Genomic DNA, 17952 nt, shown 5'->3' with positions numbered 1-17952 from the left:
GGGCTAATTCAGGAACACGCGGGCGTGGCGGGGGCGGGCGATGAACCGCCGATGGCCTTGCGCCCGGATCTGATCGAATTCCCGGCTGGACATCACGACTTCAATGATTTCCTGTGTGTCTTCGCGTCGCAGTTCCAGCTGGGCCAGAGGCCCAAAGGCATGCGCCCGTTGCAGGTCGACCAACAGGCCTTTGTCTGCAAGCGGCTGGCCGGCTGCCGGTAGCGGCTCGATCTGGATATCGTGCGGCCGGACGTAGGCCGTACCTGGGGCGTCGGCTGTGCTGTCCAGGCCAGGCATATCGAGCGCCGTCCCCCCGGTATGCAGGCGCCCGTCGCGCACACGGCCGTGAAAGAGATTCACGTGCCCCAGGAAACCATACACGAAGGCGGTTTCCGGCTGGTCGTACACGGTCTGTGGCGCGCCGCTTTGTTCCACCCGGCCCTTGTTCATGATGACGACTTCATCGGCGACTTCCAGAGCCTCTTCCTGGTCATGCGTGACGAACAGGCTGGTCATATGCAGTTCGTCGTGCAGCCGCCGCAGCCAACGCCGCAGTTCCTTGCGCACCTTGGCATCCAGGGCGCCGAACGGCTCGTCCAGCAGCAGGACACGCGGCTCCACCGCCAAGGCGCGGGCCAAGGCGATACGCTGGCGCTGCCCGCCCGATAGCGCTGCGGGCCGGCGGTCGGCCAGCCAGGCCAGTTGCACCAGTTCCAGCAAGCCCATGACCTTGTCGCGGATCTGCCGCTCGGTCGGCCGCTGCCCGCGCGGTTTGACGCGCAGGCCGAAGGCCACATTCTCGAACACCGTCATGTGCTTGAACAGCGCGTAGTGCTGGAAGACGAAACCGACCTGGCGCTGGCGTACATGCGTATGGGATGCATCCAGCCCTTCCAGCAGAACCTGCCCTTGATCCGGGTGTTCCAGTCCGGCGATGATGCGCAGCAGCGTCGTTTTGCCGCAGCCCGAAGGGCCCAGCAAGGCCGTCAGGCGTCCGTCCGGAAAGGCCAGGGACACATCGTTCAGCGCCGTAAAGGCGCCGAATTGCTTATGAATATGGCGGACTTCGATGCTCATGATGAAAACTCCGATGCGGTTTTGGCGGCCTGGGCGTGCAGATGCCATTCCGCCAGGGACTTCAAGGCCAAGGTCAGCAGCGCCAGCAGCGCCAGCAGGGACGCCACGGAAAAGGCAGCCGCGAAGTTGTATTCGTTGTAGAGGATTTCCACATGCAAAGGCAGGGTGTTGGTCAGGCCGCGGATATGGCCGGACACGACGGATACGGCGCCGAATTCCCCCATGGCGCGGGCATTGCACAAGATGACGCCGTAAAACAGACCCCAGCGGATATTGGGCAGGGTGACGTGCCAGAATACCTGCCAGCCCGATGCGCCCAGGACGATGGCGGCTTCTTCCTCATCGCTGCCTTGGGACTGCATCAGCGGGATCAGCTCGCGAGCGACAAAGGGAACCGTGACGAAGACCGTCGCCAGCACGATGCCCGGTACAGCGAACAGGATCTGGATGTCATGCGCCTGCAGCCAGGCGCCGAACCAGCCCTGGGCGCCGAACAGCAGCACGTAAATCAGGCCGGCGATGACGGGAGAGACCGAAAAGGGCAGGTCGATCAAGGTCGTGAGCAGCTGTTTTCCCGGGAATTCAAAACGCGTGATGGACCAGGCGGCGCAGACCCCGAAGACCAGATTCAGAGGGACGGCAATGCCTGCCGCCGTCAGCGTCAGGCGGATCGCCGCCAAGGCATCGGGGTCTGTCATCGCTGCCACGCAGGCCGCCCAACCCTTGGCCAGCGCCTCATGGAAAACCGCCAGTAGCGGAATGAACAGGAACAGCAGCAGAAAGGCAAAGGCCGTACCCATCAGAATCATGCGGACCCAACGGCCTTCCGGGTTCGGACGCGCTGCCGCGCCGAGGCTGAGGGGGTCAAGAGCAAGAGCAGTCATGGCTGGGGATTTTCCTTAATCGGTGCGCCCGGTCGAGCGCTGCCGCACCCAGGCTTGAAGCAGATTGATCGCCAGCAGCAAGGTGAACGAGATGCCCAGCATCACCACCGCGATCGCCGTGGCGCCTGCGTAGTCGTATTGCTCCAGCTTGGTGATGATCAGCAACGGTGCGATTTCGGACACCATGGGCATATTGCCGGCGATGAAGATGACAGACCCGTATTCGCCGGCCGCGCGCGCGAAGGCCAGGGCAAAGCCCGTCAGCAGGGCCGGCAGGATGATCGGGAATACCACGCGGATGAAGACTTGCGGACGCGATGCCCCCAGACTGCTGGCAGCCTCTTCATATTCGGCTGCCATGTCTTCCAGCACCGGCTGGACGGTGCGCACGACAAAGGGCAGGCCGATGAAGATCAACGCCACCACGACGCCCAAGGGTTTGAAGGCGACCTGAATGCCCAGTGGCGCCAGCAAACCGCCCAGCCAGCCATTGGGTGCGTACAGCGCGGTCAAGGCGATCCCCGCGACTGCCGTTGGCAGGGCGAAGGGCAGGTCCACCAGGGCGTCGATCAGGCGTTTGCCGGGAAAGCGGTAGCGCACCAGCACCCAGGCGACAATGCCGCCGAAAACGACGTTCACCGTTGCCGCCAGCAAGGCGCTGCCGAAACTGAGACGGTACGAGGCCAACGCCCTGGGGGTGCTGACAGCGTGCCAGAAGGCCTCTGCTCCTAGGGTAGAGGCGTTCAAGATGACGGCTGACAGAGGCAGGAGCACGATCAGCCCCAGATAGCTCAGTGTCAGCCCCAGCGTCAGATTGCGACCCGGCAGTACGGGGCGCGCAGAAGCGCGCAAAGCAGTGGACAGCGGCATGGTCTTATTGCCCGCCAGGCTGGTAGATCTGATCGAAGGTGCCGCCGTCAGCGAAATGCGTTTTCTGCGCATCGGCCCAACTGGGCGCGATGTCACTCAGTTTGAATAATGAGACCGGCGGGAATTGTCCGGCATGGCGCTCGGCCACCGCCTGCAGCGTAGGGCGGTAGTAGCTTTTTGCCGCGATTTCCTGGCCGGCCTCGGAATAGAGATAGGCCAGATAGGCCTGCGCCGCCACGCGGGTGCCGCGCGCGTCGACGACCTTGTCCACAACGGCAACAGGCGGCTCGGCCAGGATGCTAACCGATGGCACCACAATGTCTACTTTGTCGGGCCCCAGTTCCTGGATGGCCAGCAGCGCTTCGTTTTCCCAGGCCAGCAAGACGTCGCCGATGCCACGTTCGACAAACGTTGTGGTAGCGCCGCGCGCGCCCGAATCCAGTACCGGCACCTGCCGATAAATCTGGCTGACGAATGTTCGCGCCTTGGCCTCATTGCCGCCCGGCTGGCGCAGGGCATAGCCCCAGGCTGCCAGATAGTTCCAGCGTGCGCCGCCTGAGGTCTTGGGGTTGGGCGTGATGATCTGTACGCCGGGTTGGATCAGGTCCTGCCAGTCGTGAATGCCTTTCGGGTTGCCCTTGCGCACCAGAAATACGATGGTAGAAGTGTAGGGGGCGCTGTGTTCAGGCAGCTGTGACTGCCAATCCGCACGGATCGCCCCGCGTGCGGCGATGGCGTCGATGTCCGGCGCCAAGGCCAGGGTCACGACATCGGCCTGCAGGCCGTCGATCACAGAACGCGCTTGTTTGCCCGACCCCCCGTGCGATTGGCGGATCGTGACCTGATCCCCGGTTTTTTCCTGCCAGTAGCGGGCAAAAGCCTGGTTGTAGGCCTGATACAGTTCGCGCGTGGGGTCGTAAGAGACGTTCAGCAGCGTCAGCTCGGCGGCCTGCGTCGGGCTTGTCAAACTGAGGGCGGCTGCCAGGACTAGCAGCGATCGGAATCGCATAAAAGGTGCCTCGTCATTCCAATGGATCGAGACACCAGCTTAAAGAGTTCCGCCCTGAGACTGAACGAATCGTTTCGTCAAACGATATACAGGGCGCGCATAATGCGGCCCTGCTATATGCGTATGCCTGGGCGGGATGGCGCCGAGGCGGGTCAGGGCTGCGGCGGCAGAAAGGACGGCCGCAAAATGCCTTGGAGTTGCGGATAGGGAATCAGCAGTTCGGGCTGACCCCAGGCGTAGGGAGCGATTTCGTAGGGCTGGTATTTCACCACCAGCCCCTGATCGGTCAGGGCGACGTTATCGCTGGATACGAAGGGCCACATGCGGGAAAAGGTGTCAGTGCTTTGCACCGCATCGCGATGACTTTGCAGCCAGCGGGCGTGGGTTTGTTTCAGGACTTCGTCAAAAGCCGGGCGAGCGCCGGGCGCCAGCAGATTATCGATGGTCAGCGCCTTTTCGGCCTGATTGTCCCAGTTCAGAAATTGCGACCCTGTCATGCCGTGGGCCATGCCGGTGCGGTATTGACCGGCGTTCAGTTCGACCACGGTCAGGCGGCTGTTACGGTAGCGGGTGCGCGCCGTCAGGTCGGTTTCGTCGCGCTGGCCGGCCGTCTTCCAGAAATAATCCTGATAGGCGCGCACCGTATCATACGGAGCCGGGCGTTGGGTATCCAGCCAGGTCATGGCGGCCAGTGCATGATCGACCAGTTCTGTCAGGCGCGGATGGCCGGGAAACGCCAGGGAATCCACGACCAGTTTGGGGCAATCCCCCGTGCAATCGGGGCGCTTTGCCGTCCATTTGACGGGTTGTACGAACAGGCCTTCCTGCTGCGTCTGCTGATCCAGTTGAGCCGGGATCAGCGACAGGTTGTCCTGGGGGCCGCTGGCGCAGGCGGTCAGCGCCAGGATGCCGGCCAGAGCGGTCCAACGGGATCGGGTAAGCAAGGAAGATAGGGGTCGCATGTATGGGTCCATCAACGGGCAGCCGCACTCGCGCTTGGCGGATGTGAACTGAATTTCGGTAATAATGTGGCCTGGTTTTTCATGCCAGCGTTGCATGAGCAGAATCTACCATACACACAAGACGGGGAGCCAGGATGTTTGATTTCATGTACGAGCTGCAGGATTGGTCGCTATTCATCGTCTGTATCCTGCTTGTCTGCCTGGTCTCGACCCTGGCGGCGGCCAGTATGGCGCTGCTGCGTCTGGTGTGGCCCAATCGGCACAAGGCCAGCATGGTCAACACCATGCTGTCGGGCATTTTGTTGCCCACCGGCCTGGTCATTGCCTTTGTCGCCTCGGATGTCTGGCAGCAGGAAAGCAAGGGGCGCACGGCGGTCGAGCAAGAAGCCATTGCCGTCGCCGATATCCTGGGGATCGCCCAGCACCTGCCTGCCGAATTGCGCGAACAAGTGGTGGGTTTGACGAACGATTATGTGCGCGACATCGTCGAACAGGAATGGCCTCTGATGGCGCTAGGACAGGCCAGTCAAAGGGCGGAAAGCCTGTTGGACGCGCTGGAGCAGACCGCCATCCAGGTGGATGTCATGGCCGAAACCGCTGGGCCTGAACGGATCGGCCTGCGCCAGGCGGCCAAGGATTTGCGCTGGTATACGCGGCAGGCTGAATCAGCCCGCAATCAGCGCCTGCTGGTCGCCAATAGCCGGGTGGTCATGACGAAATGGAGCGCTGTGATGGTGTTGCTGCTCGTCGCCGCCTGTGTGATCTGCGAACTGCATGCCAACCAGCGCCGGGCGATGGTCGTGGCGCTGGCTTTGTTTTCCTTGGGCTTTGGCGCGACCTTGTATCTGATTGCGTCCTATGATCGCCCCTTTAGCGGGGCGACCATCATAGAACCCAAGTCGATGACGCTGATGCTGATGCGAGGGTAGGGAATTACAGCGCGCAGAGCCATTGCCCAGGGCGCGCTGCTTGCTGGTGCAGTGCGTCAGGCCGCTGGCGTGGCGCGGTGGATCTTCAGTCCGGCGAAGGACTGCGACACCGGCATCAATTCCACGGCATTGATATTGACCCTGGCCGGACGGGTGGCCACCCAGGCGACAGCGTCGGCGATATCGTCGGCCGTCAGCGGATCGGCGCCTTCGTACACCGCAGCGGCGCGCTCTGTGTCGCCCAGGCGGACCAGCGAAAATTCGGTACCGCCGCATAGGCCCGGTTCGATATTGCTTACCCGCACCTGGGTGCCCCACAAATCAGCTCGTAGATTCAGGCTGAGCTGCCGTACAAAGGCTTTGGTCGCGCCGTAGACATTGCCGCCGGGGTAGGGGTGGCTGCCTGCGGTGGAGCCGATGTTGATGATATGGCCCTGATTGCGCTTGACCATACCCGGCAGCACGGCATGCACCAGCCGCGTCAGCCCCAGCACATTGGTGGCAATCATGCGTTCCCAGTCATTCAGCGAGGCTTCTTGTGCCGGCGCCACGCCCAAAGCCAGCCCCGCATTGTTCACCAGCAGATCCAGGCCCGCGAATTGCTGCGAGATCCAGCCGCAGCCCTGGTCGATGGCTGCCGTATCGGTGACGTCCATCACCAGAGGGTGAAAGGCAGCGCCCAGTTCCGCCTGCAGAGTCTGCAAACGATCCAGCCGGCGGGCGGCGCCCACGACGGTATAGCCTTCGGCAATCAAGCGGCGGGAAATGGCAGCGCCGAAACCGGCGGATGCGCCGGTGACCAGAGCGATTTTAGACATGGCAATCCTTTGCGGAACAAGCGGGATGACAAAAAAGTATCATCCTAGCAGAAGGATTCGCCCGGCACCGACAGGGCGCTGGGCGTCAACGCCCAAGGGTCAGGGTTGAACCGACGGCACGCCAGCGGGGAATTGGCGCAATTTGTGCGTCACCGGCAAACCGCGGCCCTTGATCAGGATGTTCCAGTAGAACCAGGGCAGGAAGGACCGCTTGAGCCACCAGTAGAAACGCCGGGGCACACGCGGATCCAGCGGCAGGCTGGGGGTGATCGTGCCGCCATACGTGAATTCCGCCAACAGCACCTTGCCACGCGATGTCGTCAGCGGGCAAGCGGCATAACCATCGTACGTGTCTACGTTGCCAGCGCCGCGCAAGGCGCTGAGCAGATTGCTGCTGAGGACCGGCGCCTGGCTCTTGATGGCGGCGGCGGTCTTGCTGTTAGGGGTGGAGGTGCAGTCTCCCAGCCCGAACACGTTCGGGTAGCGGGGATGGCGCAGCGTGTTCTTGTCGACTTCCAGCCAGCCATTGGCGTCGGCCAGCGGGCTTTCGCGAATGAAATCAGGCGCGCTTTGCGGCGGCACCACATGCAGAATGTCGTAGGGGACTTCCTCGCGCACCGCCTGGCCGTCCACTACCGATTCGAAGACGGCGATTTTGTCTTCGCCGCGCACCTGGACCAGATGATTGCCGTAATGCGGTTCCGCCCCGTAGGATGCCATGACCTTGTCCAGGGCCTGGGCATAGAACGGGATGCCAAAGACCGAGGCGCCGCCCGAGCGGAACTGCAGTTTAGCGGATGTCATCCCCCGGCGCCGGAAATGATCGGCGGCCAGATACAGCGCTTTTTGCGGGGCGCCAGGGCATTTCACCGCGCCGGCAGGCTGGGTGAACACGGCATTTCCACCCTGAAACTGACGTACCAGTTCCCAGGTGTAGGGGGCCAGGTCGTAGCGGTAATTGCTGGTGACGCCATTTTTACCCAGGGATTCCTCCAGGCCGTCGATCGCCTGCCAGTTGATCTGGATGCCGGCGGCCACGACCAGATAGTCATAGACCACCCGGCTGTCGTCGTCCAGCACAACCTGGCGTTCATCGGGCAGCAGGCGGGTGACGCGCTGAGCGATATGGCGCACGCCATCTGGCAGGCAGTCATGCAGATTGCGGCGGGTGTCTTCGGCGCGGTAGGCGCCGCCGCCCACCAGGGTCCAGGCGGGCTGGTAATCGTGATGGCTGGAGGGCTCGATCACGGCGATGTCCAGATTGGGCTGATTGCGGCGCAGGCGGGCGGCCACAGAGGCTCCGCCGGTGCCGGCGCCGATGATCACGATCGTATGCTTGCGGGGGGACGACGCAGGTTTGCTCATGGATGCCTCGAATGGGTCAGTGGTGCTGCCGCGCAGATGCTTGGGCAAGCGATGATGCCATTCTAGAGAGTGAGCAGATGAAACAGAACGATGGATGGGCTATGTCGATATGACCGATTTCGACAAAACCCATCCATCAACAGGGAGATAGCGCTTATGATCGCGGCGCGGGCAGGGCCGGTCGGGAGACAGCCCCGGCGGCGCCCGCATGGTGACCGGCATCCGCGTCCAATCTGAAGCCTGCCACTGCCTGAGCCAGCACCTGTGCCTGATCGCGCAGGCTGTCGGCGGCGGCAGCCGATTCCTGCACCAGAGCGGCGTTCTGCTGAGTCGCGCCATCGAGTTGCTGGACAGCGATTTCGATCTGGCTGATCCCCAGGCTTTGCTCGTTGGTGGCGACCTTGATCTCGTTGATGATGTCGGTGACGCGCTGCACCTCTGACACGATCTTGTCCATGGCGGCGCCGGCTTGGCGGACTTGTTCGCCGCCATGCGACACCTGCGTCACATTGGTGTCGATGAGCGCCTTGATCTCCCGGGCCGACTGGGCGCTGCGCTGCGCCAGGGCGCGGACTTCGGATGCCACTACGGCAAAGCCCTTGCCGTGTTCGCCTGCACGGGCTGCTTCGACGGCGGCGTTCAGGGCCAGGATATTGGTCTGGAAGGCAATGCTGTCGATCACACCGATAATATCGCCGATCTTGCCCGCATTGTCGTTGATGGCCTGCATGGTTTCGACGACCTGGCCCATCAGCGCGCCGCCTTGATGGGCGGCATTACGGGCGCTGTCGGCCAGCGACACGGCCGCATTGCCGGCATCGGCCGTCTGTTTGACGGTGCTGGACAGTTCCTCCATGGAGCTGGACGTTTCCTGCAGACTGGCAGCGGCGCCTTCGGTACGACGGGCCAGATCGGTATTGCCGGCCGCAATCTCGTCGGATGCGATGTGCACCGAATCCGTGGTCTGGCGGATGCTGCGCAGGGTGCCGGCGATCTTGTCCACAAATTGGTTGAACGAAGCGCCGACCTGAGACAGTTCATCATGCCCGGATTGGTCCAGGCGCAGAGTCAGGTCGCCTTCGCCCGAGGCGATATCCTGCAGGGCGTCTTTGAGGCTGCCCAGGCGGCGCAGCAGCACACGCGTCAAGGTCGCCAGCACCGCGGCCGCCAGCAGAATCATCAGCACGCCGGTCATGACGGCCTGGGTACGCATTTTGCGCACACCGGCCAGGACGTCATCCTGGCTGAGCGCCACCACCAGGCTCCAATCGGTCCCCTGAATGCTGGTGGCCGACAGCCAGTAGACGGGACCGGCCTTGATCGTGTCGCCCAGTTCGCCTGGATGGTCCGCCAGAGTTTTGAGGCGCTGCATGTCGTAGCGCGGAAAGACGTCGGTGGCGGGCTTGAGGGTCAGTTCCGGATCGGGGTGGGCGATGATCTTGCCGTCGCCCGCCACCAGATAGGCAAAACTGTGTTCGGTCGGCCGCAAGGCGCGCGTGCTGGCGATGATGTCGTCCAGGCCGATGTCACCGGCAATCACGGCTTGGACTTTGCCGTCTTTCTGCAGCGGCACCGCGACGCTCAGGACGATGGTGCCCGACGAGGCATCCCGGTAAGGCGCGGTCAGTATGGGTTTGCCGGCCTTGGCGGCGTCGGCGTACCACGGGCGCGTAGTGGGGTCGTAGCCCGCCGGCAGATTCAGAGGCACATTGGTCTTCATCTGCTTGTCTGCGGACCGGCCCACATAGGTCTGCATGAAGCGCCCGGATTTCTGGGCCTGCTGCAGGTATGATTCAGGCTGATCCGCCAGCGCCACCGGCGCCAGGGACGACAGAATGTCGGTCTTGTCCCGCGCCCAGCTTTCGATTTCGCGTGCATTGCTCTTGATCAGGCTGCTGGTCTGCGATCCGACCAGTTCCTTGACGGTCTGCTGAGCGGACAGGACGTTGGCCGTCGCCAGCAGGACCATGGCGACGGCGACCGTCAGGGCGGACGCCAGGACGACTTTGGCGCGAATGGATAAGGAACGAATACCCATGGCATCACTTCCTATAGATATGAAAGAGAGTGGACCTATTGATCGCCCTGACAAGGCGAGAGGACGCGCCCGGGGACTTGGCCTCATTTTAAGGACGGCGGCGTAGCCGCCTTCTGTGGATTAACATGCTTTCCTTGCCCCACCTTGCCGTGCTGTCATGAAACACCTGCATTCCCCTCATACGCTTGAAACCCTGTCCGTCTTGATCGAAGGCAAAGTCCAGGGGGTAGGGTTCCGGGCGGCCACCGTCCGTCAGGCCCACGGCCTGAAACTGGGCGGTTGGGTGCGCAATCTGCCCGATGGCCGCGTAGAGGCCCTGCTGCAGGGGGCGCACGCAGAAGTCGATCAGATGCTGTCCTGGCTGCTGCAGGGGCCGCCGGGCGCACGCGTCAGCGGCGTCCAGCACCAGGAAGTCCAGACAGAGCGCCACTATGACCGTTTTGAACAGACCTGACGCGACAGGAACCAATCCGTTTATCCGGCGTCCAAGCCTGCATTCTTCCACTATCGAGAAACACGCGATATGAAATCATTAGCACTCTGCGGCCTGCTGGCGATCAGCACACTGAGCTTTGGCTTGAATGCCCATGCGAGTGAAGCCATCACCGTTCATCAGGATCCGAATTGCGGCTGTTGCCATGGCTGGGCGGAACACATGCGCGCCGAAGGGTTCGAGGTTCGCGAAGTGCCGACGATCGATATGGCGCAGATCAAGTCCCAGCTGGGCGTGCCCATGAATCTGGCGTCCTGTCACACCGCGCGGATTGAATCCAGCGGCCAGATCGTCGAAGGCCATGTGCCGGCGTCTGTCGTGCGCAAATTGCTGGCAGACCCGCAAGTGCGCGGGGTCGCTGCGCCTGGCATGCCCCAGAATGCACCGGGCATGGGGGCTCTGGATGGCAATCTGGTGACGGTGGATTTCCAGGGAAAGCCGTTTTCCAAAGACTAACCCGCGCGTCCTGAACCCGATGGCGGGATAGCGCCGGCCGCCCCTGCCTGGCCGGATGTTTGCGGCGGCTTCGTCGGGTCGGGCTTTTCAATCACCAGTTCCACCCGGCGGTTACGCGCCCGGCCATCAGCATCCCGATTGCCGGCGATCGGCCGCGTGTCGGCATAGCCGACGGCCTTCAGGTGCGCCTTGTCGATGCCGTTGGCCTGCAGATAGCGCACCACGCTGCCCGCTCGCGCCGTGGACAATTCCCAATTGGATGGGTAGCGGCCGTTATTGCGCACCGGGACAGAATCAGTGTGGCCTTCGACCACGATGTCATAGCCATCCTTGGACAGGACCTCGGCCATGCGCTTGAGCACGGCCAGACCGTGCGGACTGAGATCGGCCTGGCCCGTACCGAAGAGAATTTCATTGTTGATGCGCAGGCTGACCGAGCGTTGATTGACGATGACCTCGACTTCGCTGCCCAATTCGTCCAAGGGCAAAGCGGCCGCCAAAGATTCGCCTTCGGATTGGGAATGATCCGGGATCTCGGCCGGAGCGGTTGACGAGACTGCCTGGGCAGTCTCTGGCGCCGGTGCAGCAGCCGTCGCCTGCAGGACCTCTGGTGCAGGGGTAGGGGCAGAATGAGGGGCAGCAGCAGCCGGGGAGGGCAGCGGCGTGACTGCTGCTACTGCCGGCGCGGAAGTGGCTGGAGCAGCGGCAGCCGCCGCCACTGCTGTGGCGGGCGGTGTTTCCGCGGTGGGCGAGGCAGGGGCGACAGTAGCGGGCGCAGCCTGGGGTTCTTCAGGTTCGGGCGTCGCGGCGGGAGCAGGGGGTTCCGGGGCGGGTTTCGGCGCCAGATCCATGGGCGTCGGATAAGCGGAAGCCAGCGCCGCCACGGCATCGGAGGGATAGCCGGATTGTTCGAAGGCGGCGGCGGGTGCAGCCGGGTAGGGGAAAGCAGCGTCGGGGGCGGGAATGCCATCTGCGCGGTTGACAGCGGCAGCAGGCAAGACGGGCGGCGGCAGAGAATCAGCCAGGCTGGTCTCTGGCGTGGCAAGCGCCACGGCAGGGACTGTTGCCGTCACGGTGGGCGCTTGTTCGCGCCGCGCCAGACTGCCGGAAAACGCCAGCATGACGATCATGGCGACCAGCAGCAGCGTCATCATATCCAGGTAGGTCAGGAACCAGCCTTCCTCTTGCTGAAGCGGCGCGCGGGTTTCCAGCCCCCAGCCCGAGGCGATATCGGGATTGGCCTTCAGCCGGCGTTGGGCCTGGCGGGCGCGCTGCAGCTCGGACTCAAGTTCGTGCATCCGTTGCACGAACTCGCGGGCAGGCTGCAGTTCCAGCGGTCCGGATCTCATGAGGCCTGTTCCGCACGAGGCGCGGCGTCACTGTCCTTGATTTCATCGCGCACGTCGGCGACGAAGGCCTTCAGTGTTTCGCGCATCAATGTGGGGCTGCGTTTCTGGCTCATCATGGAAATGCCCTGCATGATGGTATTCATCAGCACCAGGCGCTGTTCCGTGCGGCGTTCGAGTTTGACGGCGATGGGCTTGAACAGCAGATTGGCCAGCAGCACCCCGTAGAACGTGGTCATCAGGGCCAGCGCCATCTGGCGGCCGATGGCCGTGATGTCGCCGCTGCCCAGCAGGAACAGCAGATTCACCAAGCCGACCAAGGTGCCAACCATGCCGAAGGCCGGCGCAAAGCCCGCCATCACGCGAAACAGCTGCGCTTCGGCGTGTTCTTTGGCCTTCATGCGAGCGGTGCGCCATTGCAGCAGGTCGATGATGTCCTGTTCCGGCACATTGTCGATGACCAGTTGCACGCCGCTGCGTAAAAAGGGATTGGAGACTTTTTCCAGCGCGTCTTCGACTGCCCGGATGTCGCTTTGCATCCAGATCTTGGAGATGGCCACCAAGTCTTCCAGATCGCGTTCCACATGCAGTTTTTCATCATGCACGACGCTGCGCATCAGGCCGAAGATGCGCATGACTTCGCGCAGCGGATAAGCGATGAACGTCGCCGCCGCCGTACCCAGCAACACGATACCCAGTCCGGGTATGTCGATGAACAGCTGCGGGTCTTCGGTGGAGAACGCCAGTACAACGGCCAGCAACAGCATACTGGCGACGATACCGATCAGGGTCGAGGGATTCATGCGCATGACGGTGGACGTGGCCCGCAGAAGAACAAGGAAAATAGCATCTTACCTTGATCCGCTGCAGGGCTATACCCGATGTGCGGCGTGATCCATGCGCTGTTTCCCGCTGAAGCTCCATGGTTGACTGCTGCTGATTGATCCTGATATTCGTATAATGTGTATTATGTCAAGTTAAAGAAATGGATTCTAATTCATCGCACTCGTCAAACACCGACTGACCGCTGGCAGGCCAGTCGGCCTGGCATCAGGCCCGCTGTCTTTCATTGAACCCTACCCAGCGCTGCACCGACGATCGCGCCCATTGGTGGTGGACATAGTCGGTCAGTCTTTGTGGCACGGCGTCTCCGCCCGACACCAGGCGGTTCAGCATGAAGGCCAGATCAAGATCGGCAATGCTCCAGGCGCCGAACAGAGACTTGCCTGCAGCAGGCAGCAATTGCTCGGCCACGCGGATCAGTTTGTCGGCGGCCAGGCGGGCATCGTCGCTGAGCGGCGGCAAGGCCTGGGCCGGACGGTCAAACAGGATGTCGGATGAACGTTCCTGGCGCAGCGGCATCAGATCCGAACGCACCCAAGCCTGTATCTGGCGCGCCCGGGCGCGCTGCTGCGGGTCTTGCGGCAACAGCGCAGGACCCGCAAAAGCCTCGTTCACATATTCGATGATGGCGGTCGATTCCGCCAAGCCGTACCCGTTGTGCACCAGCGCGGGGACTTTGCCCGTCAGCGATAGCGCACCGTAGGCGGTCTGCCGCTGTTCGCCCCGCCCCAGGTCGACCGGCGTCATCTCGAACGCCAGCCCTTTTTCAGTCAAGGCGACGAATACCGACATGGCGTACGGACTGATGAAGTTGGAATCGGTGTACAGCATCAAGGAATCAGACATGGTGGGGCTCCGTGCAATCAATGATCAGAGGTGTTTGATGGATGAATCAGTACGAAATACATGATCCCAGAATGGCGTTGTAACGCCATACCAGCCTTCAGCGCCAGGATGGTGGTGCCGAGCATGGTCTTTCTTGCGTGCTTGCGCCCAAGACCCAGGCCGCGCTTTCCAGTGGTGCGTGGCATGGTGAACAATGGTATACAGCAGGTAGCCAGTCACCACGCCCAGCGTCGCGGACAAGGCCAGCCAGCGATCAGTGGACAGGGATAGCGGCCAGAACACCAGCACGGCGAAAAACGCCAGGCTGGCGGGCGTGGACGTACCGATCAGGGCAAAGGGGCGTTGATGGTGTTCTTCGTGCCAGCGTTTGAACGGCTGCAAGCCGTGCAGCACGAAGCGGTGCAAACCATATTCAATCAGGCTCCAGGCCAAAAAGCCAAGAATCGCCGCCAGCAGCAAAGCCCAGGCCGGGCTGGGTCCTTGCCATAGCAACACACCGACTCCCAGAGCAATGACGATCGGATACAGGACGAAGTCCGCGAAGTAGACGACCGGATGCTGTTCCAGCTTGAAAAGTACCATGGCGAACCCGTATTCGATGGACTGCCTCCAGTATAGAATTTCCCTCGGGAAATCCCTAATTCTTGACGTCATAATCTTGACGTCATAATTTATAATCCTCAAGCATGAAGAGCCCGATGTCGATCAAGCGGATCCCGATCTCCGAGCTGCGTCTTGGCATGTACATCCACAGATTGGGTGGCAACTGGTTCCAGCACCCCTTCTGGAAGGGGAATTTTCTGCTGCGCAGCCCGCGCGATCTGGACACCATCCGCCGCTGCGGCATCCCGGATGTCTGGGTCGTCACAGGAAAGACGCCCGATGGCGGCCATGCCGCCGCCGCGCCCCCTTTCGCCGAAGCCGGTTGGATGTTGTCGGCGGTGACCGAGTCCCCTGCTTTGTCTCCCCTGTCTGAACCCGGCGAGACAACGCCCCTGGCCGAGGAAGTCGAGCGCGCCCGCCGCGTGTGTTTGGTGGCGCGCGATCAGATCATGGGCATGTTCGACGAGGCCCGGATGGGGCGAGCCATCGACGCCAGCACTACCCTGCCGCTGGTGCGCCAGATTGCTGATTCCGTAGAACGCCATCCACAGGCGCTGTTAAGCGTCGCTCGCCTGAAGACGCAGGACAACTACACCTATCTGCATTCGGTTGCGGTCTGCGCCCTGATGTTGGCCCTGTCCAAAGAAATGGGACTGGATGCCGAATCGACGCAATTGGCGGGTCTGGGGGGCCTGATGCACGATCTGGGCAAGGCCGGCATACCGTTGGATGTCCTGAACAAACCGGGCAAACTGAGCAGCGCCGAATTCGATCTCATGAAGCGCCACCCTGCCCGAGGCGCCGCCATGCTTCAGGAAGGCGGCGCAGCTCCTGCTGTCCAGGCGGTGGCCATGCACCATCATGAAAGGATTGACGGCGGCGGCTACCCCGGTCGCCTGGGCGGCGACTCCATTCCCTTGCTGGCTCGCATGGGGGCTGTCTGCGACGTCTACGATGCGGTCACCTCCATACGCCCTTACAAGGCCCCCTGGAGCCCGGCGGAAGCCATGCGCCGGATGGCGCGCTGGGAAGGGCATTTCGACCGCTCGATATTCGAATCCTTCGTCAAGGCGGTGGGCATCTATCCTATCGGGTCCCTGGTTCGTTTGCGTTCGCAACGTCTGGCAGTCGTCATCGACCCCGGTCGAGACTCCTTGCTGACCCCCGTTGTCCGGGTGTTTTACTCTGCCACAGACAAACGGGACTTGCCCCCCGAGACCCTGGATCTGTCTCTGCCGCAATGCGACGACGGCATTCAGGACCTAGAAGATCCGGACGCCTGGCATTTCCCGGATCTGAACGACTATTGGATGTCCGGGCAATAAGGATATCGCCGGCATACGCCATGGCTTTGTCGTATGATCCCTGGGTTCATTTCCTCTTTTTAAGCTTTCATTCATCATGCCTTCAGGTACCCGAATCGTCGAATTCGATCGCCCGGACATGGCCAGCGGAACCCTGAGCGTTGCCGAAGCCTGGGCCCGGGTCACTCCTTCCCTGTCTCCCGAAGAACGTGAATTCCAGAAAGACCGCATCCGCGCCCTGCTGAAATCACGCCATGCCGCCCTGGTGGCCCACTACTACGTGGATGCCGACATCCAGGACCTGGCCGAAGAAACCGGCGGCTGTGTGTCCGATTCGCTGGAGATGGCGCGATTCGGGCGCGATCATGCCGCCGACACGCTGGTGGTGTCCGGGGTGCGTTTCATGGGTGAAACGGCCAAGATCCTCAGCCCCGAAAAACGCATCCTCATGCCGGACCTGGATGCCACCTGTTCCCTGGACCTGGGCTGCGACCCGATCGCCTTTCGCCAGTTCCGGGCGCAGTACCCGGACCGGGTCGTTGTGGTCTATGCCAACACCAGCGCGGCGGTAAAAGCGCAGGCTGATTGGATGGTGACGTCTTCGATCGGTCTGGATATCGTGGCGGATCTGCACCGCCAGGGTAAAAAAATCCTCTGGGCGCCAGACCGCCACCTGGGTTCCTATATCCAGCGCCAGACCGGCGCCGATATGGTGCTCTGGCAGGGCTCATGCACCGTGCATGATGAATTCAAGGGTGTCGAGCTGGACTTGATGCGCCAGGAACACCCGGACGCGCTGATTCTGGTGCACCCTGAATCCCCCGCCGGCGTGGTGGCTCAGGCGGATGTGGTCGGCTCGACATCGCGCCTGCTGGCCGCCGTCACGGAATCCTCAGCCACGACTTTCATTGTCGCTACCGACCAGGGCCTGTTGCATAAAATGCGCTTGGCTGCCCCCGGCAAGACCTTCATCGCGGCCCCCACGGCCGGTGAATCGGCGACGTGTAAAAGCTGTGCTCACTGTCCCTGGATGGCCATGAATTCCCTGAAGGGCATCGCAGACGCCTTGGAATTCGACCGTAACGAAGTCCATCTGGAACCCGCCTTGGGCCGGCAAGCCAAAGTCTGTATCGATCGGATGCTGGATTTTGCGGCGGCGCATCGCCGCCAGGTGCATCCCGGCGCGGATCTTGCGCTGGAACAGGCGCTTTTTGAAAAGGTCGGCCCCGCATGAGCCATTCCTCTTCCTCTTTGCGCAATCCTCATGCGCCCTTCCCCCCTGCCCTGCAGGCGGCATTCGATGCGCATATCGATCAGGCCTTGGCCGAAGACATCGGCACGGGCGACGTCACCGGTCTGCTGATTCCCGAAGACCAGGTCGAAGCCGCCCATGTCATCGTGCGCGAGCCTGCAGTGCTATGCGGCGCCCCCTGGTTCGAGGCCGTCATGCATCGGATCGATGATCGCATCCTGCTGGATTGGGCCTATGCGGAAGGCGACTGGATGGAAGCAGGTTCCGTGGTCTGCCGCTTGCATGGGCCGGCGCGCGCCTTATTGACGGCGGAACGCACCGCCCTGAATTTCCTGCAGCTGTTTTCCGGTGTAGCGACCGCCACCCGCCGCTATGCAGACCTGAGCAGCGGTACGCCGGCAGCCATCCTGGATACCCGTAAGACGATACCCGGCCTGCGCCAGGGACAGAAATACGCCGTCCGTGTCGGTGGCGGGCAGAATCAGCGCCTGGCGCTGTATGACGGAGTCCTGATCAAGGAAAACCACATTGCCGCCGCCGGAGGGATTGCTGCGGCGCTGCAGGCCGCCCAGGCCCTGCCCTACGATGTGCCGGTGCAGATCGAGGTCGAAAGCCTGGATGAATTGCAGCAGGCGTTAAATGCCGGCGCGGCATCCATCCTGCTGGATAACTTCACCCTGGATGATCTGCGGTCCGCCGTGGCGCTGACCCAGGGCCGCGCCTTGCTGGAAGCGTCCGGCGGCATCACCCACGAAACGGTTCGCGCCATTGCGCAAACCGGAGTGGACCGGATTTCCGTCGGCAGCCTGACCAAGGACATCAAGGCCGTGGATTATTCGCTGCGGATTCTATGAATC

18 protein-coding genes are annotated in these 17952 nt (G+C 62.3%); 6 read left to right on the top strand and 12 right to left on the bottom strand.

Features of this window, described 5'->3' with window-relative positions:
• Positions 1 to 3 precede the first annotated feature (3 nt).
• From VDP79_RS06935 to VDP79_RS06915, 5 genes are all read right to left on the bottom strand, one after another.
• Positions 4 to 1077 (bottom strand): sulfate ABC transporter ATP-binding protein, encoded by a 1074-nt coding sequence (locus VDP79_RS06935; RefSeq protein WP_323017483.1) that lies wholly within the window; start codon positions 1075 to 1077, stop codon positions 4 to 6.
• Positions 1074 to 1961: a sulfate ABC transporter permease subunit CysW gene (cysW, locus tag VDP79_RS06930; protein ID WP_323017482.1), complete on the bottom strand. Its 888-nt coding sequence runs from the start codon at positions 1959 to 1961 to the stop codon at positions 1074 to 1076. Before cysW ends, VDP79_RS06935 begins: the two co-directional genes overlap by 4 nt.
• A 15-nt stretch (positions 1962 to 1976) precedes the next feature.
• Positions 1977 to 2831 (bottom strand): sulfate ABC transporter permease subunit CysT, encoded by an 855-nt coding sequence (cysT, locus tag VDP79_RS06925; RefSeq protein ID WP_323017481.1) that lies wholly within the window; start codon positions 2829 to 2831, stop codon positions 1977 to 1979.
• A 4-nt stretch (positions 2832 to 2835) separates the two neighbouring features.
• Complete coding sequence (locus VDP79_RS06920) at positions 2836 to 3840, bottom strand: sulfate ABC transporter substrate-binding protein (RefSeq protein ID WP_323017480.1); 1005 nt, start codon at positions 3838 to 3840, stop codon at positions 2836 to 2838.
• A 152-nt stretch (positions 3841 to 3992) separates the two neighbouring features.
• A complete protein-coding gene (locus VDP79_RS06915) occupies positions 3993 to 4802 on the bottom strand; it encodes an RsiV family protein (protein ID WP_323017479.1) in 810 nt (269 codons plus the stop codon).
• Positions 4803 to 4936: 134 nt separating this feature from the next.
• Between VDP79_RS06915 and VDP79_RS06910 the strand changes: the two genes are divergently transcribed.
• The gene (locus VDP79_RS06910; protein ID WP_323017478.1) at positions 4937 to 5731 is read left to right on the top strand and encodes a hypothetical protein; all 795 of its coding nucleotides are present in this window, start codon (positions 4937 to 4939) and stop codon (positions 5729 to 5731) included.
• Positions 5732 to 5787: 56 nt separating this feature from the next.
• Here VDP79_RS06910 and VDP79_RS06905 read toward each other — a convergent pair whose 3' ends face one another.
• The 3 genes from VDP79_RS06905 to VDP79_RS06895 all read right to left on the bottom strand — a co-directional run bounded on the left by VDP79_RS06905 (position 5788) and on the right by VDP79_RS06895 (position 9952).
• Positions 5788 to 6549 (bottom strand): SDR family NAD(P)-dependent oxidoreductase, encoded by a 762-nt coding sequence (locus tag VDP79_RS06905; protein ID WP_323017477.1) that lies wholly within the window; start codon positions 6547 to 6549, stop codon positions 5788 to 5790.
• A 99-nt stretch (positions 6550 to 6648) separates the two neighbouring features.
• Positions 6649 to 7914 (bottom strand): FAD/NAD(P)-binding oxidoreductase, encoded by a 1266-nt coding sequence (locus tag VDP79_RS06900; RefSeq protein ID WP_323017476.1) that lies wholly within the window; start codon positions 7912 to 7914, stop codon positions 6649 to 6651.
• Positions 7915 to 8068: 154 nt separating this feature from the next.
• A complete protein-coding gene (locus tag VDP79_RS06895) occupies positions 8069 to 9952 on the bottom strand; it encodes a methyl-accepting chemotaxis protein (RefSeq protein WP_323017475.1) in 1884 nt (627 codons plus the stop codon).
• Between the two features lie 157 nt (positions 9953 to 10109).
• Here VDP79_RS06895 and VDP79_RS06890 point away from each other — a divergent pair, with 157 nt between their 5' ends.
• Both VDP79_RS06890 and VDP79_RS06885 read left to right on the top strand, forming a co-directional pair.
• Complete coding sequence (locus VDP79_RS06890; protein ID WP_323017474.1) at positions 10110 to 10406, top strand: acylphosphatase; 297 nt, start codon at positions 10110 to 10112, stop codon at positions 10404 to 10406.
• Between the two features lie 69 nt (positions 10407 to 10475).
• Positions 10476 to 10901 carry a DUF411 domain-containing protein gene (locus VDP79_RS06885; RefSeq protein ID WP_323017473.1) on the top strand — a complete coding sequence of 142 codons (426 nt, stop codon included), beginning with the start codon at positions 10476 to 10478 and terminating at the stop codon, positions 10899 to 10901.
• On the opposite strand, the gene VDP79_RS06880 is transcribed toward VDP79_RS06885, so the two are convergent.
• From VDP79_RS06880 to VDP79_RS06865, 4 genes are all read right to left on the bottom strand, one after another.
• Entirely contained in the window at positions 10898 to 12250 is a 1353-nt protein-coding gene (locus tag VDP79_RS06880; protein ID WP_323017472.1) for an OmpA family protein, read from the bottom strand. The genes VDP79_RS06885 and VDP79_RS06880 overlap by 4 nt on opposite strands.
• Positions 12247 to 13050, bottom strand: coding sequence for a motility protein A (locus VDP79_RS06875; RefSeq protein WP_323017471.1), 804 nt, complete (start codon positions 13048 to 13050; stop codon positions 12247 to 12249). Before VDP79_RS06875 ends, VDP79_RS06880 begins: the two co-directional genes overlap by 4 nt.
• Before the next feature lie 247 nt (positions 13051 to 13297).
• Positions 13298 to 13936 carry a glutathione transferase gene (gene yfcF / locus VDP79_RS06870; protein ID WP_323017470.1) on the bottom strand — a complete coding sequence of 213 codons (639 nt, stop codon included), beginning with the start codon at positions 13934 to 13936 and terminating at the stop codon, positions 13298 to 13300.
• Positions 13937 to 13960: 24 nt separating this feature from the next.
• Positions 13961 to 14518 (bottom strand): sterol desaturase family protein, encoded by a 558-nt coding sequence (locus tag VDP79_RS06865; RefSeq protein WP_323017469.1) that lies wholly within the window; start codon positions 14516 to 14518, stop codon positions 13961 to 13963.
• 116 nt (positions 14519 to 14634) lie between these two features.
• On the opposite strand from VDP79_RS06865, the gene VDP79_RS06860 reads away from it, so the two are divergent.
• From VDP79_RS06860 to nadC, 3 genes are all read left to right on the top strand, one after another.
• Positions 14635 to 15864, top strand: a complete 1230-nt coding sequence (locus VDP79_RS06860) for an HD-GYP domain-containing protein (protein WP_323017468.1) — start codon at positions 14635 to 14637, stop codon at positions 15862 to 15864.
• A 76-nt stretch (positions 15865 to 15940) separates the two neighbouring features.
• Positions 15941 to 17077, top strand: coding sequence for a quinolinate synthase NadA (gene nadA / locus VDP79_RS06855; RefSeq protein ID WP_323017467.1), 1137 nt, complete (start codon positions 15941 to 15943; stop codon positions 17075 to 17077).
• Positions 17074 to 17949 carry a carboxylating nicotinate-nucleotide diphosphorylase gene (gene nadC / locus VDP79_RS06850; RefSeq protein ID WP_323017466.1) on the top strand — a complete coding sequence of 292 codons (876 nt, stop codon included), beginning with the start codon at positions 17074 to 17076 and terminating at the stop codon, positions 17947 to 17949. Before nadA ends, nadC begins: the two co-directional genes overlap by 4 nt.
• The last annotated feature ends 3 nt before the right edge of the window (positions 17950 to 17952 follow it).

The sequence above is a fragment of the Castellaniella sp. genome, assembly GCF_034675905.1.
GTDB lineage: Bacteria > Pseudomonadota > Gammaproteobacteria > Burkholderiales > Burkholderiaceae_B > Castellaniella.
This window is presented reverse-complemented; position numbering and strand designations above follow the sequence as displayed.

Excerpts from the sequence above, each read along its gene's own strand:
- VDP79_RS06935 (WP_323017483.1), bottom strand. The coding sequence starts at position 1,077 with ATGAGCATCGAAGTCCGCCATATTCATAAGCAATTCGGCGCCTTTACG.
- VDP79_RS06885 (WP_323017473.1), top strand. The coding sequence starts at position 10,476 with ATGAAATCATTAGCACTCTGCGGCCTGCTGGCGATCAGCACACTGAGC.
- VDP79_RS06860 (WP_323017468.1), top strand. The coding sequence starts at position 14,635 with ATGTCGATCAAGCGGATCCCGATCTCCGAGCTGCGTCTTGGCATGTAC.
- VDP79_RS06915 (WP_323017479.1), bottom strand. The coding sequence starts at position 4,802 with ATGCGACCCCTATCTTCCTTGCTTACCCGATCCCGTTGGACCGCTCTG.
- nadC (WP_323017466.1), top strand. The coding sequence starts at position 17,074 with ATGAGCCATTCCTCTTCCTCTTTGCGCAATCCTCATGCGCCCTTCCCC.
- VDP79_RS06865 (WP_323017469.1), bottom strand. The coding sequence starts at position 14,518 with ATGGTACTTTTCAAGCTGGAACAGCATCCGGTCGTCTACTTCGCGGAC.
- cysT (WP_323017481.1), bottom strand. The coding sequence starts at position 2,831 with ATGCCGCTGTCCACTGCTTTGCGCGCTTCTGCGCGCCCCGTACTGCCG.
- VDP79_RS06900 (WP_323017476.1), bottom strand. The coding sequence starts at position 7,914 with ATGAGCAAACCTGCGTCGTCCCCCCGCAAGCATACGATCGTGATCATC.
- VDP79_RS06910 (WP_323017478.1), top strand. The coding sequence starts at position 4,937 with ATGTTTGATTTCATGTACGAGCTGCAGGATTGGTCGCTATTCATCGTC.
- VDP79_RS06920 (WP_323017480.1), bottom strand. The coding sequence starts at position 3,840 with ATGCGATTCCGATCGCTGCTAGTCCTGGCAGCCGCCCTCAGTTTGACA.
- VDP79_RS06890 (WP_323017474.1), top strand. The coding sequence starts at position 10,110 with ATGAAACACCTGCATTCCCCTCATACGCTTGAAACCCTGTCCGTCTTG.
- VDP79_RS06875 (WP_323017471.1), bottom strand. The coding sequence starts at position 13,050 with ATGAATCCCTCGACCCTGATCGGTATCGTCGCCAGTATGCTGTTGCTG.
- nadA (WP_323017467.1), top strand. The coding sequence starts at position 15,941 with ATGCCTTCAGGTACCCGAATCGTCGAATTCGATCGCCCGGACATGGCC.
- yfcF (WP_323017470.1), bottom strand. The coding sequence starts at position 13,936 with ATGTCTGATTCCTTGATGCTGTACACCGATTCCAACTTCATCAGTCCG.
- cysW (WP_323017482.1), bottom strand. The coding sequence starts at position 1,961 with ATGACTGCTCTTGCTCTTGACCCCCTCAGCCTCGGCGCGGCAGCGCGT.
- VDP79_RS06880 (WP_323017472.1), bottom strand. The coding sequence starts at position 12,250 with ATGAGATCCGGACCGCTGGAACTGCAGCCTGCCCGCGAGTTCGTGCAA.
- VDP79_RS06895 (WP_323017475.1), bottom strand. The coding sequence starts at position 9,952 with ATGGGTATTCGTTCCTTATCCATTCGCGCCAAAGTCGTCCTGGCGTCC.
- VDP79_RS06905 (WP_323017477.1), bottom strand. The coding sequence starts at position 6,549 with ATGTCTAAAATCGCTCTGGTCACCGGCGCATCCGCCGGTTTCGGCGCT.